19 protein-coding genes are annotated in these 26,257 nt (G+C 70.5%); 7 read left to right on the plus strand and 12 right to left on the minus strand.

Annotation, left to right across the window (positions count from 1 at the left end):
- Nucleotides 1-2 precede the first annotated feature (2 nt).
- A complete protein-coding gene (locus ACFWGD_RS10725) occupies nt 3-758 on the plus strand; it encodes a heme oxygenase (biliverdin-producing) (protein WP_377778691.1) in 756 nt (251 codons plus the stop codon).
- A gap of 339 nt (nt 759-1,097) precedes the next feature.
- Here ACFWGD_RS10725 and ACFWGD_RS10730 read toward each other — a convergent pair whose 3' ends face one another.
- From ACFWGD_RS10730 to ACFWGD_RS10740, 3 genes are all read right to left on the minus strand, one after another.
- Complete coding sequence (locus ACFWGD_RS10730; protein WP_377778692.1) at nt 1,098-2,990, minus strand: phospho-sugar mutase; 1,893 nt, start codon at nt 2,988-2,990, stop codon at nt 1,098-1,100.
- A gap of 6 nt (nt 2,991-2,996) precedes the next feature.
- Nucleotides 2,997-3,647, minus strand: coding sequence for a deoxyribose-phosphate aldolase (gene deoC, locus ACFWGD_RS10735; RefSeq protein ID WP_377778693.1), 651 nt, complete (start codon nt 3,645-3,647; stop codon nt 2,997-2,999).
- Between the two features lie 63 nt (nt 3,648-3,710).
- Entirely contained in the window at nt 3,711-4,997 is a 1,287-nt protein-coding gene (locus ACFWGD_RS10740; RefSeq protein WP_377778694.1) for a thymidine phosphorylase, read from the minus strand.
- A gap of 280 nt (nt 4,998-5,277) precedes the next feature.
- Between ACFWGD_RS10740 and ACFWGD_RS10745 the strand changes: the two genes are divergently transcribed.
- Nucleotides 5,278-5,739 carry a cytidine deaminase gene (locus tag ACFWGD_RS10745; RefSeq protein ID WP_377778695.1) on the plus strand — a complete coding sequence of 154 codons (462 nt, stop codon included), beginning with the start codon at nt 5,278-5,280 and terminating at the stop codon, nt 5,737-5,739.
- An 85-nt stretch (nt 5,740-5,824) separates the two neighbouring features.
- Complete coding sequence (locus ACFWGD_RS10750; RefSeq protein ID WP_377778696.1) at nt 5,825-7,039, plus strand: NupC/NupG family nucleoside CNT transporter; 1,215 nt, start codon at nt 5,825-5,827, stop codon at nt 7,037-7,039.
- A 419-nt stretch (nt 7,040-7,458) separates the two neighbouring features.
- On the opposite strand, the gene ACFWGD_RS10755 is transcribed toward ACFWGD_RS10750, so the two are convergent.
- From ACFWGD_RS10755 to ACFWGD_RS10765, 3 genes are all read right to left on the minus strand, one after another.
- On the minus strand, nt 7,459-8,421 hold the full coding sequence (locus ACFWGD_RS10755; protein WP_377778697.1) for a hypothetical protein: 963 nt from the start codon (nt 8,419-8,421) through the stop codon (nt 7,459-7,461).
- Nucleotides 8,422-8,955: 534 nt separating this feature from the next.
- Nucleotides 8,956-9,891, minus strand: coding sequence for a sugar-binding transcriptional regulator (locus tag ACFWGD_RS10760; RefSeq protein WP_377778698.1), 936 nt, complete (start codon nt 9,889-9,891; stop codon nt 8,956-8,958).
- A gap of 179 nt (nt 9,892-10,070) precedes the next feature.
- Complete coding sequence (locus ACFWGD_RS10765) at nt 10,071-12,065, minus strand: M13 family metallopeptidase (RefSeq protein ID WP_377778736.1); 1,995 nt, start codon at nt 12,063-12,065, stop codon at nt 10,071-10,073.
- Between the two features lie 201 nt (nt 12,066-12,266).
- On the opposite strand from ACFWGD_RS10765, the gene ACFWGD_RS10770 reads away from it, so the two are divergent.
- The 3 genes from ACFWGD_RS10770 (at nt 12,267) to ACFWGD_RS10780 (ending at nt 15,386) form a co-directional block, all read left to right on the plus strand.
- Nucleotides 12,267-12,989, plus strand: coding sequence for a hypothetical protein (locus ACFWGD_RS10770; protein WP_377778699.1), 723 nt, complete (start codon nt 12,267-12,269; stop codon nt 12,987-12,989).
- Nucleotides 12,986-13,825: a PrsW family intramembrane metalloprotease gene (locus tag ACFWGD_RS10775; protein ID WP_377778700.1), complete on the plus strand. Its 840-nt coding sequence runs from the start codon at nt 12,986-12,988 to the stop codon at nt 13,823-13,825. Before ACFWGD_RS10770 ends, ACFWGD_RS10775 begins: the two co-directional genes overlap by 4 nt.
- Nucleotides 13,826-13,937: 112 nt before the next feature.
- The gene (locus tag ACFWGD_RS10780; protein WP_377778701.1) at nt 13,938-15,386 is read left to right on the plus strand and encodes a glycoside hydrolase family 25 protein; all 1,449 of its coding nucleotides are present in this window, start codon (nt 13,938-13,940) and stop codon (nt 15,384-15,386) included.
- Between the two features lie 512 nt (nt 15,387-15,898).
- On the opposite strand, the gene ACFWGD_RS10785 is transcribed toward ACFWGD_RS10780, so the two are convergent.
- The 6 genes from ACFWGD_RS10785 to ACFWGD_RS10810 form a co-directional block, all read right to left on the minus strand.
- Entirely contained in the window at nt 15,899-17,005 is a 1,107-nt protein-coding gene (locus ACFWGD_RS10785; protein WP_377778702.1) for a TIGR00730 family Rossman fold protein, read from the minus strand.
- A 209-nt stretch (nt 17,006-17,214) separates the two neighbouring features.
- Nucleotides 17,215-20,601 carry an arabinosyltransferase domain-containing protein gene (locus ACFWGD_RS10790; RefSeq protein ID WP_377778703.1) on the minus strand — a complete coding sequence of 1,129 codons (3,387 nt, stop codon included), beginning with the start codon at nt 20,599-20,601 and terminating at the stop codon, nt 17,215-17,217.
- A gap of 26 nt (nt 20,602-20,627) precedes the next feature.
- Nucleotides 20,628-22,640, minus strand: a complete 2,013-nt coding sequence (locus ACFWGD_RS10795) for a galactan 5-O-arabinofuranosyltransferase (RefSeq protein ID WP_377778704.1) — start codon at nt 22,638-22,640, stop codon at nt 20,628-20,630.
- A 286-nt stretch (nt 22,641-22,926) separates the two neighbouring features.
- Nucleotides 22,927-23,688 (minus strand): decaprenylphospho-beta-D-erythro-pentofuranosid-2-ulose 2-reductase, encoded by a 762-nt coding sequence (locus ACFWGD_RS10800; RefSeq protein ID WP_377778705.1) that lies wholly within the window; start codon nt 23,686-23,688, stop codon nt 22,927-22,929.
- A gap of 43 nt (nt 23,689-23,731) precedes the next feature.
- Nucleotides 23,732-25,201, minus strand: coding sequence for an FAD-binding protein (locus ACFWGD_RS10805; RefSeq protein WP_377778706.1), 1,470 nt, complete (start codon nt 25,199-25,201; stop codon nt 23,732-23,734).
- A 156-nt stretch (nt 25,202-25,357) separates the two neighbouring features.
- Nucleotides 25,358-25,585 (minus strand): hypothetical protein, encoded by a 228-nt coding sequence (locus tag ACFWGD_RS10810; RefSeq protein WP_377778707.1) that lies wholly within the window; start codon nt 25,583-25,585, stop codon nt 25,358-25,360.
- Between the two features lie 24 nt (nt 25,586-25,609).
- On the opposite strand from ACFWGD_RS10810, the gene ACFWGD_RS10815 reads away from it, so the two are divergent.
- Complete coding sequence (locus ACFWGD_RS10815; protein ID WP_377778708.1) at nt 25,610-26,239, plus strand: hypothetical protein; 630 nt, start codon at nt 25,610-25,612, stop codon at nt 26,237-26,239.
- Nucleotides 26,240-26,257 lie beyond the last annotated feature (18 nt).

The following is a 26,257-nucleotide window of genomic DNA, read 5'->3' on the forward strand; positions in this document are numbered from 1 at the left end:
ACATGCTCCAGACGACCACCGACAGCCTGACCGCACGACTGCGGGAGGCCACCGCGGCCGCCCACGACGACGCCGAGAACTCCGGCTTCATGACCGCCCTGCTCGACGGCGACTACGGCGACCTCGGCGCCTGCGCCACCGCCGACCTCGCCGGGCAGCTGTGGTTCATCTACGGCGCGCTCGAGGACGCCGTGCGCGCCATCGCCGACACCCCCGAGGGCGAGGCGATCCGCGACGTGCGCCTGGAACGGGTCGACGCGATCGAGCGCGACCTGGAATTCCTCGTCGGTCCGCGCTGGCGCTCGTCGATCGAGGCGCTGCCGCCGACCGCCGCCTACGTCAACCGGCTCACCGAGCTGGCGCGGCGCCGCGACGCATCGGCGCTGCTCGCGCACCATTACGTGCGCTACCTCGGCGACCTGTCCGGCGGGCAGATCATCGCCCGCAAGCTGCGCGACCACTACGGCATCGACGGCGACGGCGCCCGCTTCTACGACTTCGCCGCCCTGGGCAAGATCAAGCCCTACCGCGACGCGTACCGCGATCGTCTCGACGCCCTCGTGCTTCACGACGACGTCCGCGACCGCATCCTGTCCGAGGCCGTCCTCGCGTTCCACATGAACACGGCGCTGTTCCGCGCGCTCGACGAACGCCACCGTCCCGCCGCGGATGAGGTGGGCGGGGATGAGGCCGGCGCGGACGGGGCTGGCCTGGATGGAGCCGGCGCCGGAAAGCAGTACTGCCCGCACCTGGGTTAGGTGCGGGCAGCGGGCAGCGGCGGCCGGTGCCGGAAAGCAGTACTGCCCGCACCTGGGATAGGCGCGGGCAGCGGGGCCCCTCCTCGGGTTGGCGCAGGCAGCGGGCAACGGCGGCCCTCCCTCGGGTGAACGGCCAGTAGATCGCCGAGTGGTCGGCGGACCCCGTAGTAAATGGCACTAACTGCCGACGCTTCCGCGATTTGATGCAACGAAATCGCGGAAGCGTCGGCAGTTAGTGTCGTTCATGTCGGGGTGGCCCGGAATCAGCCCGGAATTCGGCTGGAATCCGACCGGATTTGGGTCGGGGCGCCGCGGGCAGCGGGGCGTGGCGAATCCGCGCTACATCCCCAGGACCTCCGACAGCTCGGCGGCGATGGTCCGCAACCGGGCGGCGGCCTCGTCGTGGGGGACCGGGACGGCAGCATCGTCGCCACTCGAGGCACCAGCACCCTCCACCGGCACGATGACCTCGAGGTAGCACTTCAGCTTCGGCTCGGTGCCGGACGGGCGGGCAATGACGCGGTCGTCGTCGGCGGTGAGCAGCATCAGGCCGTCGGTCGGGGGGAGGCCGTTCCAGCCGTCGGAAAGATCGTGGACGGCGGTGACCTCGGACCCGGCCAGCGTCGCCGGCGGGTTCGCGCGCAGCCGCGCCATGCCCTCGGCGATGAGGGCGACGTCGTCGACGCGGAACGTCAGCGGCGCGGTCTTGTGCAGGCCGTGGGCGCGGGCGAGGTCGTCGAGGAGATCGGCCGGGCCACGTCCGCCGGCCTTGAGCGCGGCGACCAGATCGGCGACGCGAACGGCCGCGGTGACGCCGTCCTTGTCGCGCACCTGCGTCGGATCGGTGCAGTAGCCGATGGCCTCCTCGTAGCCGAAGACCATGCCGGGCGTGCCGGCGATCCACTTGAAGCCGGTCAGCGTCGTCGCATGCGCGAGCCCGTGGTCTGCGGCGATGCGCGCGTTGAGACGCGAGGACACGATCGAGTTCGCCAGCGCCGGCTGCGCGTCGCCATTGCTTGACGACGACCCCGCGCCCATGTGTTCGGCCTCCACCTGCGCTGCGACCATCTCGCCGAGCAGCGCGCCGATCTCGTCGCCGGACAGCTGCCGCCAGCCGCCGTCGACGCCGGCATCGGGGATGGCCACGGAGCAGCGGTCGGCATCCGGGTCGGCGGCGATGATGACGTCGGCGCCGCGCTCGCGGGCCAGCTCGAACGCCAGGTCCAGCGCGCCGTCCTCCTCGGGGTTGGGGAACGCGACGGTCGGGAAGTCCGGGTCCGGCGCGAACTGCTCCTCGACCACGGCGACGTCGGTGAACCCGGCCTCGCGCAGCACGCGGGTGATGGTCTCGCCGCCCACGCCGTGCATGGGCGTGACCACGACGCTCACCGCCGCACGCGCATCCGCCCCTGCGGTGGCGAGCGACGTGGCGCGGGCGACGTAGTCGTCGACAAGCGAAGAACCGAGGTGCTCGACGGCGGCCTCGTCGCGCGGGACCTCGTCGGCCGGGGGAGCTGCGGCAATGTGCGCGGCGATGGCGGCGTCGTGGGGCGCGATGATCTGGACGCCGCGGCGCTCGTCGGAATCGACGGCGCGCCCGCCCAGGTAGACCTTGTAGCCGTTGTCGCGCGGCGGGTTGTGGCTGGCCGTGACCATCACGCCGGCGTCGGCGCCGAGATGGCGGACGGCGAAGGCGGTGACGGGCGTGGGCAGCTGCGGCGGCAGCGCCAGGGCGCGGCCACCGGCGGCGGCGATGACGGCCGCGGCATCGCGGTGGAAGTCCGACGAGCCGTGGCGGGCATCGCAGCCGACGACGACCGTGAAGCCGTCGCCGACGATGTCGCGCAGGTGGGCGCACAAGCCGGCGGTGGCGCGGATGACCGTGGCGCGGTTCATGCGCGACTCGCCGGCGCCGACCTCGCCGCGCAGGCCGGCGGTGCCGAAGGTCAGCGGGCCGGAGAACCGGTCCGCGAGCTCGGCGGCGGCGTCGGAGGAGTCGGTTGCCTTGGCGTCTTCGGCGGGCGCCGACCCGCCCGACTCCGCGCGCTGGATCAGCGTGGACAGCTCGTCGCGGGTGGCGTCGTCGGGGTCGTGCGCCAGCCACTCGCGGGCGGCGGCGAGGACCGCCGGGTCGGTGATGGTGGCGGCGTTGGTGGCGCTATCGGTGGTGGTTGCGTCGGCCGGGGTGTTGGTGGTGGCGTTATCTGCGGTGCGGGGATCGGTGTCCGTCATCGGCGCTTATTCCAGACCCTCGAGCACGGTCGCGGAGCTGGACAGTCCCAGGCGGGAGGCGCCCGCGGCGATCATCTCCTCGGCGGCCGCGGCGTCGCGGATGCCGCCGGAGGCCTTCACGCCCAGGCGGTCGCCGACGGTGTCGCGCATGATCTTCACGGCGTGCGCCGAGGCGCCGCCGGCGGGGTGGAAACCGGTGGAGGTCTTCACGAAGTCGGCGCCCGCCGACTCCGACGCCCGGCACGCCGCGACGATCGCGTCGTCGTCGAGGACGGCGGACTCGATGATCACCTTCAGCAGCGCGTTCGGGATCGCCTCGCGCACCGCGCGGATGTCGGCCTCGACCGCATCCCAATCGCCGGTGGCGGCCTTGGACAGGTTGATGACCATGTCGACCTCGTCCGCGCCATCCTCCACCGCGCGGGCGGCCTCGGCGGCCTTGATCTCCGGCTTGTGGGCGCCCGACGGGAAGCCGACGACCGTGGCCACGGCGACGCCCTCCGGGGTGGACACCGGCAGCTGGTTCGGCGAGACGCACACGGAGAAGCAGTTCAGCTCGGCGGCCTCGTCGATCAGCGACTTGACCTGGTCGGGGGTGGCCTCCGGCTTGAGCAGGGTGTGGTCGATCATGCGGGCGACGTCGGCTCGGGAAGTCATGGGGGAAGTCCTTTCGTGGTGCGCGGCGGCGGCCGCGCGAATGAGGGTTACGTTTTCTGGGGCCTAGGAGATCCGGTCGATGATGACCGTGCGCTCTGGGGCGGTGCCGCCGGCCTCGACGGCGACGCCGGGCATGGCGGACTCGAGGGCGCGGTCGAAACGGTCCTCGTCGTCGGTGTGCAGGGTGAACAGCGTCTGGCCCTTGGTCACGGTCTCGCCGAGGTCGACGTGGAGCTCGATGCCGGCGCCGGCCTGCACCGGGTCCTCCTTGCGGGCGCGGCCGGCGCCGAGGCGCCACGACGCGACGCCCAGCGCCAGCGCGTCGAGCTGCGTGACCACGCCATCGGACTCGGCGACCACGTCGTGGGTGTGGCGCGCCGTCGGCAGCGCCGCCTCCGGATCCCCGCCCTGTGCGCGGATCATGGCGTTCCAGGTGTCCATCGCGCGACCGTCGGCAAGCGCCTTTTCCACGTCCGCATCCGGCTGGCCCGCAGCCGACAGCATCTCCCGGGCCAGCGCCAGCGTCAGCTCGACGACGTCATCCGGACCGCCGCCCGCCAGCACCTCGACGGACTCGCGGACCTCCAGCGCATTGCCGATGCACCGGCCCAGCGGCACCGACATGTCGGTGAGCAGCGCCACGGTGTCCACGCCGGCGTCCTTGCCCAGATCGACCATGGTGCGCGCCAGATCGCGGGCCATGGCCTCGTCCTTCATGAACGCGCCCGACCCCACCTTGACGTCGAGCACCAGCGAATCGGTGCCCTCGGCGATCTTCTTGCTCATGATCGAGCTGGCGATCAGCGGGATGCAGTCGACCGTCGACGTGATGTCGCGCAGCGCGTAGAGCTTCTTGTCCGCCGGCGCCAGGCCGGAGCCCGCGGCGCAGATGACGCAGCCGGGATCGCCGAGGATGGCCATCAGCTCGTCGTTGCTCAGGTCGGCGCGCCAGCCGGGGATGGCCTCGAGCTTGTCCAGGGTGCCGCCGGTGTGGCCGAGGCCGCGGCCGGACAGCTGCGGCACGGCGACGCCGAAGCTGGCCACCAGCGGCGCCAGCGGCAGGGTGATCTTGTCGCCGACGCCGCCGGTGGAGTGCTTGTCGGCGGTCGGCTTGCCCAGCGAGGAGAAGTCCATGGTCTCCCCGGAGCGGATCATCGCGTTGGTCCAGCGGGCGATCTCGGGGCGCTCCATGCCGTTGATGAAGATCGCCATCGCCAGCGCCGCCATCTGCTCGTCGGCGACGATGCCGCGGGTGTAGGCGTCGACCACCCAGTCGATCTGGTCGTCCGGCAGCACCCCGCCATCGCGCTTGACCTTGATCACGTCTACGACGTCGAACTTTTCAGCCATCGTCCTCGCTCCTCCGATGCTCGGCCGGGCGGGCGCGGGAGTCGTCGGCGGCCGGTGTCCGGCGGCCGCGCACCGTTCGCGGGTGCCCGGTTTTTTGGTCTTGTGGACTTGTTCGGGTTCGATTATCGTGGGGCCTAGAACAATTGTCAACAGGGCGTTTTCCAATAGTTCTAATGTGGTGCACGTCACGGGGTCCGACCCCCGCCCGCCGGCGCCGCACGGCAAGCGCCCTTCCCGAACGGAATCCCGCAACGGTTTCCCCGAAAGGATCGAGGCAGTCATGTCCATCACCGACGCCGAACTGCTGGAACGCGCCCGCGCCGCCACGGCGCACTCGTACGTCGCATACTCCGGGTTTCCGGTGGGTGCGGCGCTTTTGCTTGACGACGGCACCGTGGTGACCGGATGCAACGTCGAAAACGCCTCCTACGGCCTGACCAACTGCGGGGAGCGCACCGCCGTGTTCCGCATGGTCGCCGAGCACGGCCCGGACTCCCGCATCGTCGCCTGCGCCATCGTCGGCCGCGACGCCGCGCCGTGCCACCCCTGCGGCGCCTGCCGCCAGGTGCTCAACGAATTCGGCTGCGAGCGCGTCATCGTCGAAGGCCCCCGGCCCGGCGACGGCGCCCCCACGGCGGCGGCGGATGGCGGGGAGGTGGGCGTCGTCAAGCCCGGAGCCCCCATCAGCATCGACTTCGCCGAGATCCTCCCGTACGCCTTCGGGCCCGACGACCTGAAGTAACCCCCGGGACCCCTCCCCGGGCCCGCCCCCGGACCGCCTCCGGGACCCCCACCAGAGCACCACCCTCCACAGAACGGACGAGACAATGGAACGGCTACAGGGCCTGCTCGGCATCATCCTGATCCTCGGCGTCGCCATCACCATCTCCAAGCACCGCAGGGCCATCAACTGGCGCACCCTCGGCGTCGGCCTGCTCATGCAGGTCGCCTTCGCCCTGCTCGTGCTGAAATGGGAGCCCGGCTTCCAGGCGCTGAAGAGCACCGCGCACGCGATCGAGAAACTCATCGACTTCACCGGCGAGGGCACATCGTTCGTGTTCGGCGGCCTGTTCGGCGAGGACAACGGGTTCGTCTTCGCCCTCAACGTCCTGCCCGTGATCATCTTCCTCGGCGCCATCCTCGGCGCCCTGTACTACCTGCGGGTCGTGCAGTACTTCGTCGACTACGTCGGCACGGCCCTGAAGTTCATCCTGGGCACGTCGAAGGTCGAGTCCGTGTGGGCGTCGACCGTCATCTTCCTCGGGCAGTCCGAAGCGCCGCTGGTGATCAAGCCCTACCTGCCGCGGCTGACCAAGTCGGAACTGTTCACCTGCATGACCGGCGGCTTCGCCTCCGTCGCCGGCTCCACCCTGATCGGCTACTCCCTGCTCGGCGCGCCGCTGGAGTACCTGCTGGCCGCGTCGATCATGAACGCGCCCGGTTCGCTGATCATCGCGAAGGCGTTCTGGCCCGAGACCGAGGAATCCGACCTCGACGCCTCCGTCCGCGACGTCCGCGACACCGAATCCAAGAACGTCATCGACGCCCTCGGCGCCGGCGCCATGAACGGCGGCCGCATCGCCGTCATCGTCGGCTGCCTGCTCATCGCGTTCATCGCGACCATCGCCATGCTGTCGGCGATGCTCGGTGGCATCGGCGGGCTGTTCGGCCAGGACAACTGGTCCCTCGAGGGGCTGTTCGGCGCCATCTTCGCACCGGTGGCGTGGCTGATCGGCGTGCCGTGGGACGACGCCGGGCTGGTGGGCAACTTCATCGGCCAGAAGACGATCCTCAACGAGTTCGTCGGCTACACCTCCTTCGGCGAGCACGTCGACAGCCTGGACCCGAAGTCCGTGATGATCGCGACGTTCGCCCTCGCCGGCTTCGCCAACCTGTCGTCCATCGCCATTCAGATCGGCTCGATCGGCGCGCTGGCCCCGGAGCGTCGTGGCGAGGTGGCCAAGAACGGCCCGTTGGCCCTGTTCGCCGGCCTGTGCGTCAACCTGCTCAACGCGGCCATCGTCGGTGTGATCGCCTTCTAGCCGCGGGGCGCCGGCCGGGCACGGCGGCCCGGGGCTCGGCGCGGCCCCCCGGGGCGCGGCCCCGGATCCTGGCGGCCCCTCCCACCCCTCACCCCGCAGAAAGACGTGGAGTAGACAGAAAGTACTGGTTAACCAGCTCTTTCTGTCCACTCCACGTCTATTTTGTGATCGGGGAGCCGCGCCACCGGCCGTTCCGGACGCCAATTGCCTTGGATGCCCCAACTTCGCCCGGCCCCCGCCCCGACTCCGTCCAACTTCGCCCGGCCCCCGCCCCGACTCCGTCCAATTTCGCCCGGCTCCGCCAGGCGCCGTCCGTCCCCAGCCCTGGCTCCGCCCGACTCCGCCAGCCCCGACCCCGCCAGCCCCGACCCCGCCAGCCCCGACCCCGCCAGTCCCGCCGCGACCTACCTCGCCGACGCCTACCGCTTGAGATCGGCGAGCCTCCACCCGCCGAGGTAACCGCCTCGGAGTTTCGAGAAATGCATGAAGAACTCGCGGATCGTTTTCGCCCCGGCCCCGGAGAACACCTCGGCCCACTTGACGTGGAGTATCCGCATCCCCAAGTTCGTCAAGGCCGTGTCCCGCTCCAATCGTTTCAGCGCCACGGTTTCCGGATCGCCGTATTCCCCGGACAGCTTCACGTCTCCGTCGAACTCGACGATGATCCCGAACTCGGGCCAGAAAAAGTCCACCTTCGCCACGAACTCCCCGGCCTCATCGACGATCTCGACCTGCTGGAGCGGTTCGGGCAACCCGGCTTGCCGGATGCACCAGTACGTCAGCGTTTCACCCACCGATTGGCTGCGGTCGTCGGCCGACTCGGCGACGAATCGTGCGGCGCCGCGACCTTTGCGGCGGGCGGTTCGGGCGTAGGCGTCGGCAAGCTCTTTCTTGGTGCATCGACCCGCCCACAGCACGGACTCCGCGACGACGAGCCCCATCCGTGCCCCGTGCAATAGAGCCGTTTCCATGGCGGTGACCGCGGGCGTGGTCACTCGGATGCCGCGGGCGGTGTGCGCTGCCTCGTCGCCCGTCGTGCCGCGCAGGCGGCAGAATCCGCTGGTGGCGGTGCCGTCGACCTTCGGGGACAGGACGTCGATCATCATTTTCGGCGGGTACAGCGTCGCGACGCCGTAGAGCGAGGCCGCGCCCGGCCCCGTGACGATGCTCCCCTCATGCAGCAGCCCGGCCGCCGCCGCCCGCAGCCGAAAATCCTCGTGGCGCGGGAGCTTCGCCCGCCGTATGTAGATGCCCCGGGCGATGCGCACCATCTCGCCCGCCCGGAATCGCCGGCGGATCTCGTCGGCGCCCAGGTCGGATTGGTCGCGGCGAAGGATCAGGCCGCTCGGGTGGGTCTGCATCGAGGTTTCGGTCGTGGTCATGGTGGTTGTTCCCCCGGTCGTCGGTTGGTCGCGCGGGTGGTGGGCCGAGGTCGGCTCGGGAGGGTCTGCTTTACGACGCCTCCGTCCCCCCGCGACGGGCCCCATCGGGAGGGGCCCATCGTGTTAGACGCGGTTCGGCGGCATTCGGTTCCATCGGATGTGCGGATAATGGAGCCGGACTCCATTGGATGCGCGGATAACGGCGGGGCCATGAGGCTGCGCTCCTGCACGATTCTCGCCCCAGCGGCCCCAGTCGCCCCACCAGCCGCACATCAGCTTCTCCCCGGCCGTGCCGGAGCTCCATTTCGACCGTGCCCAACCCAAATAGACGCCCAGTGGACAGAAAGACCTGGTCAACCACGTCTTTCTGGTCACTGGGCGTCTATTTGCGGAGATGGAAGGGAAGGAGGGGCGTTACGACGGTCGCTGGATGTCTATCTGGAGCGAAGAAGGGCCCACCGTGCCATCACCGCCCCGGACCGGCCGGCCCTCGGGAGGCGAGGCGAGCGCCCCCGCGGCCCCGCCCCCGCCCCGCTACGCCTCGAGGACTCGGGCGGCGGTGGCCTCGTCGATGACGACGTGCGTCGCAAGCCCGGTGCGCAGCGCCGTCTCGATCGCCTCGGTCTTGTCGGAACCACCGGCGACCAACACCCTGGTGGGCACGCGGCGCAGGTCGGCGAGGGTGATGCCGACGGTGCGGGCGTCGACCTCGGGAAGTGCGACGCCGCCGTCGGCGCGGTAGAACCGGGAGCAGGCGTCTCCGACGGCGCGGTCGCGGAGGAGCTGGCGTTCGACGTCGGAAAGCTGCCCGAGGTTCAGCGCCAGCGAATCCGCTTCGATGGCGCCGACGGTGAACAGCGCGATGTCGACCTCGCGCCCGAGCTGCAGGATGTGGGCGACGTGGCGGTCCTGCTCGACGATGCGCTTGGTCTCCACGGAGTCGAAGATGACCGGCAGCGGCAGCGTCCGCGCGAACGCCCCGAAGGCGGTGCAGAAGCCGCCGATGGTGCGGATGTCGTTGGTCGATTTGTCGGAGTGGCTCATCCCGCCCTTGAGCTGGATGATCTCGACGCCCTGCACGTCCTTGCGCTTGAGCTGCCGCGATACGGCGTACATGGTGCGCCCCCACGACACGCCGAGCATGGTGCCGTCGACGACGAGTTCGTCGAGAAGCTCCGCGCCGATCCGCCCGAGTTCGCGCAGAAGGACGTCGGACCCGGGCCGGGCGGGCTGGGCCAGGCGCACGTCGGCGAGGCCGTACCGGTCGCGCAGCCGCCCGCCGGCTTCGGACGCTTCCTCGCGCGGGTCGTGGATGGTGATGGACACGTACCCGCGCTCGCGCCCGAGCGTCAGCAGCTTGGACACGGTCGGCCGGGATACGCCGAGCTCCTTGGCCACGTCGGATTGCGTGAGCCCCTCGCCGTAGTACAGCTTCACCGCGGCCAGGGCCTGCACGTCGCGGGCGTCCACGGGTCCTCCTCGTCGGCCGGGCGGGGGCGCGGGCGGTGGGCGTCGCGTCAGGTTTTTGCTTTGCGACGGCCCGCCGCCCCCTCCGGCATCTCTCCGAACAATTGTAAACGCTCGGGAGCGAGGCGTGGAAAACGGTGCCCAACTGGGGGGATGGGCCGGGCGCCGGAACGAACGTGCTGCTACCAGATGGTCACGCGCTCGGCGGGGTCGCGCCACATGCCGTCGCCCGGCTGGACGTCGAAGGCGGCGTGGAACTCGTCGATGTCGCCGACGATGACGTTGCAGCGGAACTCTGCCGGCGAGTGCGGGTCGATGGCCAGGTACTGGCGGCTCATCTCGGGCCGGATGGCGGTGCGCCACACCAGCGCCCACGACAGGAACAGCCCACGGTAGGCCGCCGGATCCTTGGCGACGTCGGTCTCCCGGCCCTGGTCGGCGAGCCAGCGCCGGTAGGCGACGACCGCGATGCCCAGGCCGCCGAGGTCGCCGATGTTCTCGCCGAGCGTGAACTTGCCGTTGACGCCGACCCCGGTCTCGCCGCGTTCGCGCAGGCCGGTGGGCACCAGGCCGTCGAACTGCTCGACGAGCTTGTCCGTCAGCCCCTCGAACGCGGCGCGGTCGGCGTCCGTCCACCACTGGTTGAGGTTGCCGTGGCCGTCGTACTGCGAGCCCTGATCGTCGAAGCCGTGGCCGATCTCGTGGCCGATGACCGCGCCGATCGCGCCGAAGTTGTCGGCGGCGTCGGCGTCCGGGTCGAAGAACGGGGGCTGCAGGATCGCCGCGGGGAACGTGATGTCGTTGACCACGGGGTTGTAGAAGGCATTGACGGTCTGCGGGGTGGCGAACCACTCGTCGCGGTCCGCGGGCTTGCCCAGCTTGGCCACTTCGTAGTCGTGGCCGAAGGCGGATGCGCGCCGGACGTCGTCAAGCAGGGACCCCGTGAACTCGAGGCCCTCGTAGCTGCGCCACGTGTCCGGGTAGCCGATCTTGGCCTTGAACTGGGCGAGCTTCTCCAGTGCGCGCTCGCGGGTGGCGGGCGTCATCCACTCGAGGTCCGTGATGCGCTCGCGGTAGGCGGCGGTGAGGTAGTCGACGAGCTCGAGCATCCGCTCCTTGTGCTCCGGCGGGAAATGGCGGGCGACGTATTCCTTGCCCACCTCCTGGCCCAGCGCCCCCTCAACGAGGCCGACGCCGCGCTTCCAGCGGGCGCGCAGCTCCTCCGCGCCGGACAGGGTCTTGCCGTAGAACTCGAAATTCTGCTCGGTGAACGCCGCGCCCAGGTACGGCGCGCGGGCCTTGAGCACGCGCCACAGCGCCCACAGCCGCAGGTCGTCGAGGTCGGTCTCGCGCCACAGGCCCGCCAGGTGCTCCAGGTAGGTGGGCTGCATGACGACGATCCGGTCGACCCCCTTTTCGCCCTCACCACCGGTTTCGGCGCAGACGCCCATCTGCGCGAACCAGCGCGCCCAGGGGAATCCGGCGGGCAGGTCGGTCATGTCGGTGAGGTTGTAGGTGCGCACCGCGTCGCGGCTGGCGACGACGTCCCAGTGGCCGGAGGCGATCTTCGTCTCGAAGTCGACGATGCGCTTGGCGGCGTCGGGCAGGTCGTGCAGCGGGAAGGAATCGAGGCCGTCGAAGCCCTCGAAGTTGCCTGCGGAGACGGTGGAATCCTCGAGGAGCTGCAGCATCGCCTCGACGTGCTCGCGGTAGGCGGCCAGCGTCTCGGCGTGGGACTCCTCGCGGTAATAGGCCTCGTCCGGAAGGCCGAGACCGGCCTGGACCAGGTAGAGCATGGCTTCGTCGGAGCTGGAGTCCTTCTCCACCCAGAACGCCGCCGGGCCGGTGACGCCGCTGCGGTCGAGGCGGCCGAGGGCTTCGCCGAGATCGTCGCGGTCGTCGACGTCGAGCTCGGCGATGTCCGGCGCCAGTGCGTCGATGCCGGCGTCCTCGATCGCCGCTTCGTCCATGAACGCGCCGTAGAGCGTGCCGATGCGCGAATCCACCGGCGCATCCTCCACGATCGCGCGGACGGCGGCCTCCGAATCCTCCCGCAGCTTGTGGAAGGCACCGTCGACGGCGCGGTCGGCGGGGATGACGTGCGAGTCGATCCACTCGCCGTTGACGTGGCGGTACAGGTCGTCGGCGGGGGAGGGGGCGGCGGTCGCGGCGCCCATGGTGTCGGCGGAGGCGGCGGCGGAGGTGTCGGCGGTTGCGGCGCCCTTGTTGTCGGCGGCGGTGTCGGCGTTCACGTTCTCGTCTGTCATGCGGCCCAGTGTAGGGACGCCCCCGGATCGGGTGTTCGAAAACGCCCTGGCCGGGAAGTTTCACAATCGAACGGTGATCAACTCCGGGCAAGAACGTGGCATTATGAGCCAATGAACCAGAACCGATTCAGATCCACGGCCCGCACCGTCTCCACGGGCCGCATGGTCGCGGCGCTGACGGCCGTGGCGCTGGCCGCGACGGTGGCGCCGATCGCGATCGCCAAGGGCATGTCCGCCGGCGACGATGGCGGCGGCCACGCCATCGAGACCACCCGCTCCGTCACCCTCGGCGGCGACGACGCGGCATTCGAGGCCACCTTCGACGTCCGCGACGGCGACCCGGAGTGCGAGCGCGAGTTCTCGCTGACCGTGGGGGCGCACCAGTTCGCGTGCGGGGACGTGGTCATCGAGACCCGCTCGGCCGGAAACGTCGAGGACCTGGAGCGTTTCGGCATCCGCGCCGTCCGCGCGAAGATCCTCGCCGACGATCCCGCCCCCGACATGAGCCCCGCCGAAACGCCGCACGCGCCCGGCCTCATCGCCTGGTCGGGCTCTCCGGTCGAGGGTTCCGACGGCGTCGTCCACGCCGTCATCGTGCTTGGCGACGACACCGATCCCGCAACCGCCGCTGACTCCCAGTCCGGTGCCGGTTCCTACACCGGCTCCGACAAGGGCTCTGACTCTGACTCCGACTCCGATTCGGACGAGGCTCCCGGCGGCGAGGCCCTCGTCGCGGTCATCTCGGCCGACCCCGACATCGACGACCCGTACGGCGCCGTCGAGGATGCTGCCGCGACGATCCTCGCTGACGTCCGCGAAGGCGGTGCCCGATGACCGACCGCGCCCACTCTGGAATCCGCTGGTCCTTCCTCATTCTCGTGCCCCTGATCGCCGCGGGCCTCGCGGTCAACGCCCTGACCATGTTCGTCCTGGGCCGCGCGACGCCGATGTCGCTGGCGTTCGGCACGGCGGTGTCGGTGCTGGTCATCGCGGTACTGTGGTGGCTGCTCTCGCGCAGCCGCCTGTGGCGCCCGGCCGGCGCGTGGCCGCTGCTGCCGCTGGCGTGGGGAGCCCTCGCCTCCTTCGTCTTCATCGCCGTCACCGGCGATGCGATGACCGTCATCGCCGGCGGCATCGGCTGGGAATCGGCCGAAGGGTCGCTGGCCGGCGCGTGGCCGGAGGAGGTGGGCAAGACCCTCGGGATCGCACTGATCCTCCTGGCCCTGCCGCGCCTGTGGCACCGCCCGTGGGACGGCCTGCTCGTGGGCATCTTCGTCGGCCTGGGTTTCGAGCTCATCGAAACCGTCCAGTACGGCGCCGCCGGCGCGCTCGCCGACGCCAATTCCGACGCCGACGGCATGCTGTTCATGTGGTTCGTGCGCGCGGTCGCCGGCCCTGGCCTGCACGTCTTCTTCTCGGGAGTCGCGGGCTTCGGCGTCGGCGTGGCCCTGCTGCATCCCCGCTTGACGACGCCCACCCGCTGGCTCATCGGCCTCGGAGCCACGTTTGCGGCGTTCGTCATGCACTTCCTGTGGAACTATGCGTGGCCCTCGGAGTGGGGCGCGTGGCCGTTCGGGGTCATGTGGTTCCTGTGGCTGGCGGCGCTGATCTGGTGCTGGATTTCCGCGAAACGCCTGGCGGGTGAATGGGGCCGGATGGGGGGCGCGTAAGCGTCATTAAGCAAAAATGTTGTGGAAAAGCCCAGGTTGAATACTGGGTGGGGCATGTTACTCATGTTACTTGTGTGACTAATGGGGCAAAAGTGCCGTATAGTCACCAGTCATGAACCTCCGCACCGCGACCTTCCCCGAGTCCCTGCGGCGCACCCGGCGCGGCCGCGCGGGCGCACTCGTCGCCCTCGCCGCCGCCCTGCCCATGGCCCTCGGCCTCGTGGCACCCGCACCCGCCGACGCCTTCACCGCGACCTCCCCCACCGGCATCGACGTGTCCAAGTGGCAGCGCCCCGGCGGCATCAAGCTCGACTGGGACAAGGTCGCGGCATCCGGCGAAAAGTTCGCCTTCATCAAGGCCACCGACGGCGCCGAAGGCCTGAGCCCCTACTTCGCCGAAGACTCCAAGGCCGCCCACGACGCCGGCCTGATCATCGGCAGCTACCACAAGGCCCACCCCGACCGCGACGCGATCATCCAGGCCGACGCCTACGCGCAGGCCCTCAAGCTGCAGCCCGCCGGCTCCCTGGCGCTGCCGCCCGTGCTCGACCTCGAACTCGACGCCGGCATGACGCCCGCCGCCCTGGAGAAGTGGGCGTCGGCGTTCATGCAGCGCGTCGAGCTGAAGACCGGCACCACGCCCATGATCTACACCTACCGGTGGTTCTGGGTGAACAAGATGGGCAACTCCACCGCCCTCAACGGCTACCCGCTGTGGCTGGCCGCCTACCAGGACCAGCCGCCCACCGACGTGCCCGGCGGCTGGGACGAGCCCCTGTTCTGGCAGCGCTCCAGCACGGGCCGCGTGCCGGGCATCAACACCCCCGTCGACCTGAACACCTTCAACGGCACCAAGGCCCAGCTCGACGGCATCGCCCGCGGCGACAAGCCCGCCACCACCGGCACCGACACCACCGACTCGACCACCGACGCCGAGGCCGCCGGCGCCCGCCGCGCCACCGTCGAGGACGACACCGGAGTCGGCGCCGACGCCGTCTCCCCGCCGACCGGCCGCGCCGCCAACGGCGCCGGCAGTCTGGGCACCGACGCGATCATCGGCGGCGACCGTGACGGGGCTGGGACGGATGCCGGTGCTGGTACCGGCGCGGATGCTGGCGCCGGCGAGCAGGCCGAGGTCATCGGCGGTGACACGACTGCCCCGGCGGATTCCCCGCTGGCCACGTCCGAGCTCGTCGACGCGATCATCGCCGCCATCGAGGCCGGCTCCGATGACGGCAACGGCACCGACGGCACCGACGGCGCGAATGGCGCGAATGGCACCGACAACGCCGGTTCCATCGCCGCCGTGCGCTCCGCCGCCGAGGCCGCGGGCCTTGACGAGGATCAGATCGACACCCTCATCGCCTTCCTCGAGCGCGCCATCGAGTCGGGCGACGTTCCGGAGGGCCAGCTCGGCGACATCGCCGAGACCGCCCCGGCCACCGACGAGGCCGATGAGGTGGGCGAGGCCGGCGACGACGCCGACTCGAAGCCGGAGCAGGTCCAGACCCTGGCCACCTACTCCGACGTCGTCGCTCTGCTGGCGGGGGCGAACCGCTAAACGGCGATCGTCGGGAAGCACGAGCCGACCGCATCCGCCCGACCGCATCCGCCCGACCGCGCGAGATCGGGGCCCTGGGGAAGGGGCCCCGGTTCGCGGGGCGAGCACGAGAGGCTCGCCGCCGCTCCGACGCACCACCGCATCACCGCATCACCGCGCCGCCGGGGTCCTGGGGAAGGGACCCCGGCGGCGCGGACCCGCGCGGATCGCGGAGATACCTACGTTTCGGCCAGATACCTACGTTCAAACGTGGGTATCTGCACGGAACGTAGGTTTCTGCGTGGGAAGAGGCGGAAAGGAGTGGAAGGAGTCGGCGAGGGGTCGGGATCTCCGCACAAATAGTGGTCCAGTGAACAGAAAGTGGTGGTCAACCACGTCTAAGTGTTCACTGGACCTCTTTCTCTGCGCGGGGCGGCGGCGCGAGGCACCGGCGAGGGGTCGGCGAGGCGGCGGCGAGGGGTCAGCGAGGAGTCGGGAGGGGGCGGCGGCGCGGGCCGCTCAAGGCCGCCCGCCTACGCCCACTTCGTGCCGGGCGCCCGCCACGCGCACAGCGCCGGCAGCAGCTCGGCGGGATCCTCGACGACGACGAGCGACTCCAGGTGCTTCCGGTGCACCAGCCCGCCGTCGACGAGCGACTCGAGCAGCGCCACCAGCGGCCTCCAGAACCCGCCGGGCCCGACCAGCGCGACGGGCTGCTGGTGGATGCCGATGTGCTGGCGGGTCCAGACCTCGAAAAACTCCTCGAGCGTCCCCGCCCCGCCCGGCAGCGCCACGAACGCGTCGCCGAGGGCGTACATCCGGTCCTTGCGCTGGGCCATCGTCTCCACGGTCTCCAGGCGCGTCAGGCCGCGGTGCGCGATTTCGCGGTCTCGCAGCAGCGTCGGGATCACCCCGGTCACGCCGCCGCCGGCCTCCAGCGCGGCATCGGCGGCCGCGCCCATCAGGCCTATCGACGCGCCGCCGTAGACCAGCTCGACCCGCTCGCGCCCGAGTTCCGCGCCCAGTGCCGTCGCCGCCTCGCGCCACGCGGGGTCGGTCCCGTCGGCGGATCCGGCGAACACGGTGACGGCGGAGATGACGCGGGCGGGGTGGCCGTCGCGAAGCCTCGGCAGCGTGTGGTTTTCCAGCATCGGCGCGAGCCGCCCGGTCGGCACATGCGGGTCGATCCAGCGGATTTCGGCGATCTCGGCCCGCGGCGCGACCTCCGGCACGGGCCCGAGGTAGCGCTGGTGATGCCCCACCACCACGTGCCCCGGCTCGTTCGCCGCGGCGTCGGCGACGACCCCCCAGTCGCTCAGGTGGGCGGGGTCGAGGTCCGCGCCGAGTTCCTCGCGGAACTCTCGGACGACGGTCTCGGCGGGAGCTTCACGACGTCCACCCCCACCCCCTTCGCCCACCACCTCGGGTTTGCCGCCGGGGAGCATGAAGCGGTCGGTGCCGGCCTTGCGCACCGTCAGGACGCGGCCGCGATCATCGGTGACCACCACCGCCGCGACGACGATGGGCGCCCGGCCGTTCTCTCCGGCACCCTCTCCTCCGGCGCCTTCTCCATTGGCGCCGTCAGATCCGGCGCCGCCGTCCCGAATGCCATCAGATCCACTGCCGTCGAAGTTGCTCACCGCCCCATTGTCCGCGAAACCGGGCGCCGCCGCCGGACACGAGGCCGGACTCGAGAGGGCGCCGCACCCGCCGCACCCGGCCCACCCGCATTCCCCGCCACACCCCGGAAACGCCGGAGCCCGGGCGCCCCGCGGAAAACGGGGCACCCGGGCTCGGGGCCGGGGGCGGGGACGTGGGCGTCGTCAAGCAACACCCGCGCCCGGGAGGACTACTCCTCTTCCGCGATCATCGGGCCGGGCGACCACAGGCCGGAACGCGTGATCCGCTCGTGGTCGATCACCGCGACATCCGGGCGGACGTCATCGCCGTTGGCGCGCGTGGTCAGCTCCTCGATCGAGCCCCAATCGCGGGCCCAGTCGTGGATCTGGTACGTCGGCAGCGCCACCGCATGGTTGACCACGTCGACCATGCCCAGCACGCCGCCCGCCGCCTGGCCCTGCCACGTATCCGTGGAGGAGACCTTCAGCTCGCGATCCGGCATGATGCGGTAGCGCGGGATCTCCGCGACGCCGGCGAAATGATCGAACGGGCGCTGGCACGGGAACTGGAACGCGACCGCCCAGTCCGGCAGCGTCGGCGTGTCCGCGCCGATGTAATCGCCCATCGTCTGCATCTGCGCCAGGCGCGGCGGGGTCACCGCGATCCACTCGTCGCCCGACAGGTTCTTGTCCTCGGCGACCAGGCGGACGGCGGTGGCGCCCTCCGGCACCTGATCCACCGGGAAACGCAGGTTGCGCCACGTCGGGGCGGGGCCGATGTCCAGCGGCTCGGCCTCGTGCATCGTCTCCCACTCGGCGCCGGTCCAGCGGCCGAACTGGGCGACCAGCTTCTGGCCCTTCTGCTCCACGCCGTTGATGTCGTGGTGGTAGATGCGGCCGGCGGCCGTGACGACGATCAGGTGCTCGTCCTCGGAGCGCTCCGGCAGCTCGTACCAGGACGTCTCCAGCGAACCCGGGACCTGGATCTCATCCGAGTAGGAGCCCAGCACCGGGATCTGCTTCGGATCGAGGTTGTACGGCAGCGACGCGCGGGAACCGTTGACGCCGGCCTCCTCCTCGACGCCGCCGTCGGTCGACGCGTTCTCGCCGCCGGAGACCCAGTTGGAATCCGGGTTCTCGCTGCGGTCCGTGTTCGCCTGGCCATCGTTGACCCACACCGCGTCGGCGGTCATCTCGGCCGGCAGGCCGTTGGCGTCGAAGCCGCGGGCGTTGCCCTCCGGATCGAGGGAATCGCCGAGGGAGACGCCGCCGACCGGGGTGAGGTAGCCGTCGTTGGCGTTGGGCTCGACGAGGATGTCCTCGGCCAGGTTGCAGGTCTGGCCCGTCAGGGCGCGCAGGTTGCCCAGGCCCACCGAGTAGGCCGGGTACTGGGACACGAAGCCCTTGCCCAGGCTGAGCACCGAGAAGATGACCACCATGAAGGTGACCACCGCGAACGGCGACGCCGCCACGGTGCCCAGGCGCAGGCGCGCGGCCAGCGTCGAGGGCTTGCGGTCCTTGCCGCGGAACTCCTGGATGAACTGCAGCACCGCGCCGGCGGCGAGCACCATCAGGGCGATGGCCATGACGATGTTGCCGGCCTCGATGCCCTTGAGCTGCACGGTCTTGTCGAACCACGGCACGCCGTAGGACGACACGTACCACCAGCCGTTGATGCCCATCAGCGAGAAGGCCAGCATGAAGATGGCCACGCCCGCGAAGAGCACCTGGTTGCGGCGCGAGCCGACGGCCCAGTGGGAAATCGCCATCGCGGCCAGGGCGGCCAGCGCCGCGCCGATGCCGGCGTAGACGCCGAAGTGGTGGGTCCACTTCGTCGGCGTGAACGTCAGGAAGAACATGGTGCCCGCGAACATGAACACCAGGCGCATCGACGGCGCGGCCAGGGCACCGGGGACGGTGCGGTGGCGCAGCAGTGCGGCGATGGTGATCACCAGCGCCATCAGCGCGGCGAGCATGGCGAAGCGGCGCGTGAACGAGCCGTCGACGGACTGGAGGATCAGCCAGTAGTAGCGAATCGGCTCCTCGTACCACGGCATCGACGGGCCGATGACGCCGCGCACGCGGGTCGACTCGAGCACCGACGCCAGCGTCTGGTCGCCGACGACGGCCACGAGGATCGCGGTGCCGGCGGCCAGGAACGGCACCGTCTGCATCAGCGGGGCCGCGGCGCCGCCGCCGAGGGCCTTGTGGCGCTCGACGACGATGCGCACGAGCATCGGCAAGCCGGCCAGCAGCGCGGCGACGGCCATGAGGCCGGTGGGGCCGCAGCTCAGCGACAGGGTCGCGATGACCACGCCGATGGCCGCCGGGAACAGGCGGCGGGTGAGGATGGCGCGCTCGATGAACACCCACGTCAGCAGGGCGCCCAGGGCGACGACCGGCTCGGGGCGCAGGCCGTTGTTGTACGGCAGCCAGAACGCCAGCAGCACGCCGGCCGCCGACCAGTAGGCCACGCGCCGCTCGGCGATGTCCTTGCCCAGGCGCGGGATGATCAGGCGCGAGAGCACGAACCAGATGGCCAGCGCGGCGATGAGCGCCGGCAGGCGCATCCACACCGAGGCGGTGGACACCTTGACCATCAGCGCCAGCAGGTCGTAATACGGGGCGCCGAAGGGCGACTCGGGAACGCCGAACCAGCGGTAGTAGTTGGCCATGTACCCGGACTCGTCGGAGACGCGGGCCATGGTGAAGATGTAGCCGTCATCGGAGGTGTTCGCGCCGATGAAGTGCCAGGCCACGAGGATGAAGCCGACCAGCGCGTCGAGCGGGCGGACGCGCCAGGCGTCCTTGCGCAGCCACGGGGTCGGCGAGGAACCGTCGACCTTGTCGATGCGCCACAGCGTCCACAACGACACCAGCGCCAGCAGCAGGCCGAGCCACATGACGATGTACTTGATCACCGTCGGCTTCGACGTGTACCGGCTGTCGATCTCGACGGTGACGTCGAGGCCGGAGGCCACGGCGGCCGCCGCGTCGCCGTCGGCGCGCAGGGAGGTGTAGACGCCGGTGGTCTGCGGCCGGACGTCCTCCTCCACGACGCCGCGCAGCGGCTGCCCCTCCGCATCGACGGCGCCGGCGATGAACGCCTCGGTCGCCTCGTGCGTGGAGCGGATGGTGATGACGCCGCCGCGGTTGGCCCCGACCTCTTCTTCGTTGAGCGACAGCACGACGCGGTCGCGGAAGATCACGTCGACGGTGTTGTCGGTGCGGCGCACCTGCATGCCCTCGGCCGTCGGGTTCTTCGACATCGGGGGCAGGGTGCCGACCAGCACGGAGCGGTCCTCCGGCAGTTCGTCCACCAGCGACAGCGGCACGTCCATGTCCAGCGACACGGGGGCCTGCGCCATCAGGGGCGCGTCGACGGAGTTGAGGCTGCCGTTCTGCGGCCAGTTCAGCGTCGACTGCGTCTGGGTGACGGGGAGGAAGGGGAGCGCGACGAAGCACAGGAAACCGATGATGCCCGCGGCGATGGCGGCGATCCGAACGCCCTGCGGGGGCTTCGGGCCGTCCATCGGCGGGCGCTCGATGCGGTCGACGGTGACCACGGGTTCGTCCGGGTCCGGGCTCCGTTTGATTTCACTGGTTTCGGCAGACACGGAAACCCAGTTTACGGAAAAGCCCCCTATTGCCTAATCAGGACCACGAACGGGCCTACCTGGGTGGTGCTCCAGCGGCCCTCGAACGCCGCCGGATCGAAGGCGACGCCGCGGAAGAGGACGTTGGGGTTGTTGGGGTAGATGTCGTCGGCCACGTCGAGGGTGTACGGCGAATCCGGGTCGGTGGAGTCGCCGCGCACGATGATGGCGTCGGGGCCGCGCCACGGGTCGGCGTCCATGGCGGCGATGAGCTCGTCGGGGTCGGTGATGTCCGCCCATTCGCCGATGGCGCCGTTGCGGCGGTCGAACTCGCCGAGAGGGTTGGCGTAGTGGCTGGTCAGCGCCTGGAACGAGTACCAGGGGAAGAACGCCTGGAAGTTGCGTTCGTCGGTGAGCACCACGGACTGGGCGGGGTCGAGCCCGGCTTCGCGCAGGGCGGCGTCGACGGCGGGGAAGTGGGCGCCGGCGTCGGGGGCGAATCGGTCGGCGCGTTCGCCGTAGCCGTCGGTGTCGGTGTGCGCCAGGTCGATGGGCCCGTGGAGGCGGTTGGGGATGGACTGCGCGTAGCCGACTCCTGCGAGCAAGATCACGGCGGCGAGCACGGCGCTGATGGCCCGCGCGACGGAGGGCCGGATGGCCTCGGGCCAGAGCTTTTCCACGCCGTTGAGCTTCATGTCGGCGATGGCGAAGACGCCGGCGGTGGCCAGCATGAGGGTGATGGGCGTCTCCAGGCGGAAGCCGAGCAGGGTTCGCCCGGCCAGCGTGGCGATCATCGACGCGACGACCCACCCGTACATCACGGCCAGCCCGATGATCATGGCGCGGGTGTCGGGCTCGAGCACGCGCACGAGCATCCAGATCAGGCCGAGCAGGCACATCAGCCCGATGACGGACGCGGCGAACATGGGCAGCGGCACGCGGGCGCCGTTGTCGGGCAGGTAGTTCATGGCGGTCGCGCCGGAGGACGGCGCGCCGGTCAGCGTCGCCCACAGGTAGGGGGCCCACACGGTGGCGGCGATGAGCATGGATCCCGCGCCCATCACGACAAGCTTGACGACGGGACGCCACGACCTTTCCGCCACGCACACCGCCGCAGTCAGCGTGATCACGATCAGCGCGCCGACGGCGGTGTGGAGGGTGTAGAACGTCGCGGAGAATCCGAGGAAGACGATGACGCCGATGAGCGCGGACCAGGCGCCGGCCAGTGCGCGGCGGGCCATGATCGCCAGCGGCGGCAGGCCCATGGCCACGATGGCGGCGTAGGGCTCGTCGGCGGTGGTGGAGATGGTGATGGCCGTCGTCAGCAGCGCGATGCCCGCGGCGACGGGCAGGGAGCCGGACAGCCGCTGCCACACGGGCACCAGCAGGCAGCCGCCGGCGGCCAGGGTGATCAGGGCCCACGGCTGGAAGATCTCCCAGCCGGGCATGCCCAGCAGGTTGGCCAGACGGCCGCCCGCGAAGAACCAGCCGGCGGGGTAGTACGACGGGACGTCGATGTACGCCATGTCGTTGAGCCCGAATTCCGCGGTCATGCGGGTCAGATACTCGGTGCGGAACTCCTGGTCGATGCTGATGCCGTCGAGGTAGAGCCGCGTCGAGCCCAGCGGGATGGCCAGCGTGGACACGACCAGCGCCGCCGGCGACAGGTACGCGGCGGCGTAGGTGAGCAGCTCCATCCAGCGGGGCCGGGCGCCTGCGCCACGGGTGGCCCAGAAGTAGAGGAGCACCGTCACGGCGAGCAGCAGGACCACGGTCACCGCCGACGAGATCGCCCGGGTGACCATCGAGCCGCCGAAGGCGGGCAGCGACATGCTGCGCAGCACGAACCATGCGACGAATGCGAGCGCCGCGCCGCCGATCGTCGCCGCGACCATGCCGATCGCCGCGTGCTTCAGGGACAGCTGGTCGTCGGCGAACACCTCGCCGACCGGGTCGGTGGCGAAGGAGCCGCCGTGGTGCGCCCGGCTCGCCGTCGCCGTTGCCGTCGCGCCGGGGTCGGGGGTGGACGCGGTGGTGGGCGCCGGGGTGCTGTCTGCCATGCGCCCCAGTTTGGCATATGCCGCGGACCCCGACCTCGCTCCACATGAGCAAACCCACCTCGAATGGCTTAACCCACCAGCTGCAACGGGTGGGTTAAGCCATTCGGGGTGGGTTAGCGGTTCGGGGCGGGTGAGCGGGGCCGGGGTGAGCGGGGACGCTGCCCGGACCCCGGGCGCCGGAACGCTGCCCGGACCCCGCACGCCGGAACGCTGCCCGGGCCCGCGCGCCGGAGCGCTGCCCGGGCCCGCGCGCCGGAGCGCTGCCCGGGCCCGCGCGGCGGAACGCCTAGATCGGCAGCTTGCGGAAGATCGGGCGCGGGATGTGCCGCAGGATCATCATGACCCAGCGGAACGTCGGCGGCGCCCACACCAGCGACTTGCCGGACTCCACGGAGCGGACGGCCAGCGTGGCCACGTCCTCCTTGTTCACCGTCAGCGGCGCTTCCTTCACGCCGGCGGACATGCGCGTGCGCACCATGCCCGGGCGGATGACCAGGGACTTCACGCCGTACTCTTCCAGCGCCTCGCCGAGGAGGAGGAAGAAGCCGTCGAGCCCGGCCTTCGTGGAGCCGTAGACGAAGTTCGAGCGGCGGACGCGCTCGCCGGCCGCCGACGACATGGCGATGAACTGCCCATGGCCCTGCGCCTTGAACTTCTGGCCCACGAGCACGCCCATGGACACGGCGCCGGTGTAGTTGATCTGCGCGATCTGCACGGCCTTGCGCTGGTTCTGCCACAGCTCCTCGGCGTCGCCGAGCAGGCCGAAGGCGACGATGCAGATGTCGACGTCACCGTCGGAAAACGCCTCGTCGACGACGTCGGGGTGCGAGTCGAAGTCGATGGCGTCGAAATCGATGACGCGCACGTCGGTCGCGCCCGCGGCGCGCATCTGGGCGACGGCGGCCTCGCGGCCGGGGTCGTCGGCAAGCGCGGCGAGGGTGACCTTGGCCGGGCCCTTCTCCAGGAAAGCGGCGGTGATGGCAAGCCCGATTTCGCTGGTGCCGCCGAGCACCAGGATGGACTGGGGGACGCCCACGGCGTTGATCATGTTCGTTGCTCCTAAGTTGTTGTCGCTGCTCGGGGACGCGCGGTCAGCGCAGCTCGAGGCGTCGGCTCATGTCGGACTGGAACACGCCGGTGGGGTCGATGTCGTTGCGGATGCGCAGCCACTCGCCCATCTGCGGGTACATGGCGTGGAAGTTCTCCGCGGAGGTGCGGGACTCCTTGGCCAGGTACAGGCGGCCGCCGAACTCCATGACGCGCTTGTCCAGCTCGTCGAGGAACGGGCCGAGGCCGCGCTTGATGGGGAAGTCGACGCAGACGTTCCAGCCGGGCATCGGGTACGACAGGTGGCCGCGGTTTCCCTCGCCGAACAGCTTGAACACGTTGAGCGCCGAGTAGTGCCCGGACTTCTGGATGTCCCGGATGATGTCCTTGAACGGCTCGACGGCGTCCATGGGCACCACGAACTGGTACTGCAGGAAGCCGTTCTTGCCGTAGCCGCGGTTCCACTCGCCGATGAGGTCGAGCGGCTGGTAGAACTGCGTCAGATTCTGCACCTGGTTCTTGTAGGTGCCGGACTTCAGCCACCACAGCTCGCCGATGGCGATCATGGACAGCTTGTTCATGGTGAACGACGGGAAGATGTCGGGCACCGTCACCAGCTGGGGGGCGTTGAACTTCAGCGGGTCCTTCGCCAGCTTCGGGGCGAGCTCCTGCAGCTGGTCGAGGGTGGCCAGCGAGCCGCGGGAGATGGCGGCGCGGCCGAGCTTCGGCTCGGGGGAGATGGCGTCGAACCACGCGGAGGAATAGGTGTAGTTGTGCTCCGAGCCGTCGGAGTGGAACGCCACGGTCTCGTCGAGGTCGGCGGTGAGGTCGCCGTCGGCGATGAAGTAGGCCGTCTCCGTCTTGGTCATGCGGATCTTCGCGCGGAGGATGATGCCGGTCAGGCCCATGCCGCCGACGGTCGCCCAGAACAGTTCGCCGGACGGGTCGTCCTCGGAGCCCTCGGGCTCGAGGTGGAGGATGCGGCCGTCGGCGACGAGCAGCTCCATCGACGCGACGTGGTTGCCGAAGGATCCGGCGGAGTGGTGGTTCTTGCCGTGGATGTCGGGGCCGATGGCGCCGCCGATGGTGACCTGGCGGGTGCCGGGCAGGACGGGGACCCACAGGCCGTAGGGCAGCGCGGCCTTCATCAGCTGGTCGAGGGTGACGCCGCCGTCGACGTCGACGATGGCCGAGTCGGGGTCGATGGAGTGGATGTGGTTGAGGGCCTGCATGTCCACGACGAGGCCGCCGGCGTTTTGCGCGGGGTCGCCGTAGGAGCGGCCCATGCCGCGGGGGATGACGCCGCGCTTGAGGTGCGGCGGCTTGCCGTCGTTCTGCTCGGCGACGGCGCGGACCGCTGCGGCGATCTCGGTGACGTCGGAGGTCGACAGGACTTCCGAGGTCGAGGGGGCGGTGCGGCCCCAGCCGGTGAGGGTCCTGGCTTCTGTGGAGACGGCTCCGGGGGCACCGTTCGAAGCGTCGGTGCTGGACGTGCCGTTGTTGTGTGCAGACATCACGGAACAGGCTACTCCCGGCGGCATGAGTCCACAGGGGGGCGCGCCCCGCGAGCGGGCGTAGAAATACCTGAGAATCCCCGGCTTCTTTCTTGCTTGACGACGGCCCGCGCGGGCATCGTCGTCGCAAAGCCCGGGAGGGGCCTACACGCCGACCTACAGGTCGAGGAGCTCGCGCAGCTCGGCCGGCATCTCCTCCTGAGAGGTGATGGTGGGGCCGTCGTAGTCCTCGAGGAGCCGGTACACGCGCGTGCGGCTGACGCTGTCGAGCAGCGGCAGCTCCTGGGCGACCAGGCGCGTCATCTCGCCGGACATCGGCGTGTCCGTGTGCTCCGCGGCGATGTAGACGGGGTCTTTCTTCTTCTTCCTCAGGAATCCGAACATGGGGCAAACAGTATCCTCTCCGTCATGAGCGACAACACCGCCACCACTCCCGTCTCTCCCACCACCATCGCCGTCGTCGGCGCGCCGGGCGCTGCCGGTGGTGCCGGTGCCGCCGAGGGCGCCGATGGAGCCGGGGATGCGAACGGCTCCGGCGAGATCGCCGTGTGGCACGTGCAGCTCGCGCCGCAGCTCACCGGCGACCGGCTCTCCGGCGCGTGGCTCGTCGACCCCGCATCCGACGCCGCCGCCGGCACGCTGGCCAGCCTGTTCGCCGGGGCGGCGGTGCTGGTCGTGGGGGAGGAGGCGGACGTCGTCAAGCAGACCCCCGGGCCCCGCGTCGACCTGCCCGCGACCGTCGCCGCCCTGCGCGCGCACGTGCAGGAACTGAAGGACCGCGTCGCCGAGGAAAAGGCCAAGCCCGGCAAGGACAAGCTCGTCGCGCCGCGATTCCCCGCCATCGACGACGTGGAACCCATCGAATTCGCGCACGTGGGGGAGGCCGCCGCGGCGCCGGTGCTGGCGTGGGCGCGCGGGCTCGAGGAGCTCACCGCGACGTGGGCCGAAGTCGAGTCGCAGCGGCGGCGGCGCGACTACCTGCGGGAACCGTGGGGCGCCGACGCGCGGCCCGTGCCACTGGAGTACGCCGCGCAGTAGCCATCCGGGGTGCCGGCG

This window comes from Corynebacterium sp. NPDC060344 (assembly GCF_042725215.1).
Taxonomy (GTDB): Bacteria; Actinomycetota; Actinomycetes; order Mycobacteriales; family Mycobacteriaceae; genus Corynebacterium.

Excerpts from the sequence above, each read along its gene's own strand:
- ACFWGD_RS10730 (WP_377778692.1), bottom strand. The coding sequence starts at position 2,990 with ATGACGGACACCGATCCCCGCACCGCAGATAACGCCACCACCAACACC.
- ACFWGD_RS10810 (WP_377778707.1), bottom strand. The coding sequence starts at position 25,585 with ATGTTCGGATTCCTGAGGAAGAAGAAGAAAGACCCCGTCTACATCGCC.
- ACFWGD_RS10775 (WP_377778700.1), top strand. The coding sequence starts at position 12,986 with ATGACCGACCGCGCCCACTCTGGAATCCGCTGGTCCTTCCTCATTCTC.
- ACFWGD_RS10765 (WP_377778736.1), bottom strand. The coding sequence starts at position 12,065 with ATGGGCGCCGCGACCGCCGCCCCCTCCCCCGCCGACGACCTGTACCGC.
- ACFWGD_RS10815 (WP_377778708.1), top strand. The coding sequence starts at position 25,610 with ATGAGCGACAACACCGCCACCACTCCCGTCTCTCCCACCACCATCGCC.
- ACFWGD_RS10740 (WP_377778694.1), bottom strand. The coding sequence starts at position 4,997 with ATGGCTGAAAAGTTCGACGTCGTAGACGTGATCAAGGTCAAGCGCGAT.
- ACFWGD_RS10770 (WP_377778699.1), top strand. The coding sequence starts at position 12,267 with ATGAACCAGAACCGATTCAGATCCACGGCCCGCACCGTCTCCACGGGC.
- ACFWGD_RS10780 (WP_377778701.1), top strand. The coding sequence starts at position 13,938 with ATGAACCTCCGCACCGCGACCTTCCCCGAGTCCCTGCGGCGCACCCGG.
- ACFWGD_RS10725 (WP_377778691.1), top strand. The coding sequence starts at position 3 with ATGCTCCAGACGACCACCGACAGCCTGACCGCACGACTGCGGGAGGCC.
- ACFWGD_RS10755 (WP_377778697.1), bottom strand. The coding sequence starts at position 8,421 with ATGACCACGACCGAAACCTCGATGCAGACCCACCCGAGCGGCCTGATC.
- ACFWGD_RS10805 (WP_377778706.1), bottom strand. The coding sequence starts at position 25,201 with ATGTCTGCACACAACAACGGCACGTCCAGCACCGACGCTTCGAACGGT.
- ACFWGD_RS10750 (WP_377778696.1), top strand. The coding sequence starts at position 5,825 with ATGGAACGGCTACAGGGCCTGCTCGGCATCATCCTGATCCTCGGCGTC.
- ACFWGD_RS10795 (WP_377778704.1), bottom strand. The coding sequence starts at position 22,640 with ATGGCAGACAGCACCCCGGCGCCCACCACCGCGTCCACCCCCGACCCC.
- ACFWGD_RS10745 (WP_377778695.1), top strand. The coding sequence starts at position 5,278 with ATGTCCATCACCGACGCCGAACTGCTGGAACGCGCCCGCGCCGCCACG.
- ACFWGD_RS10800 (WP_377778705.1), bottom strand. The coding sequence starts at position 23,688 with ATGATCAACGCCGTGGGCGTCCCCCAGTCCATCCTGGTGCTCGGCGGC.
- deoC (WP_377778693.1), bottom strand. The coding sequence starts at position 3,647 with ATGACTTCCCGAGCCGACGTCGCCCGCATGATCGACCACACCCTGCTC.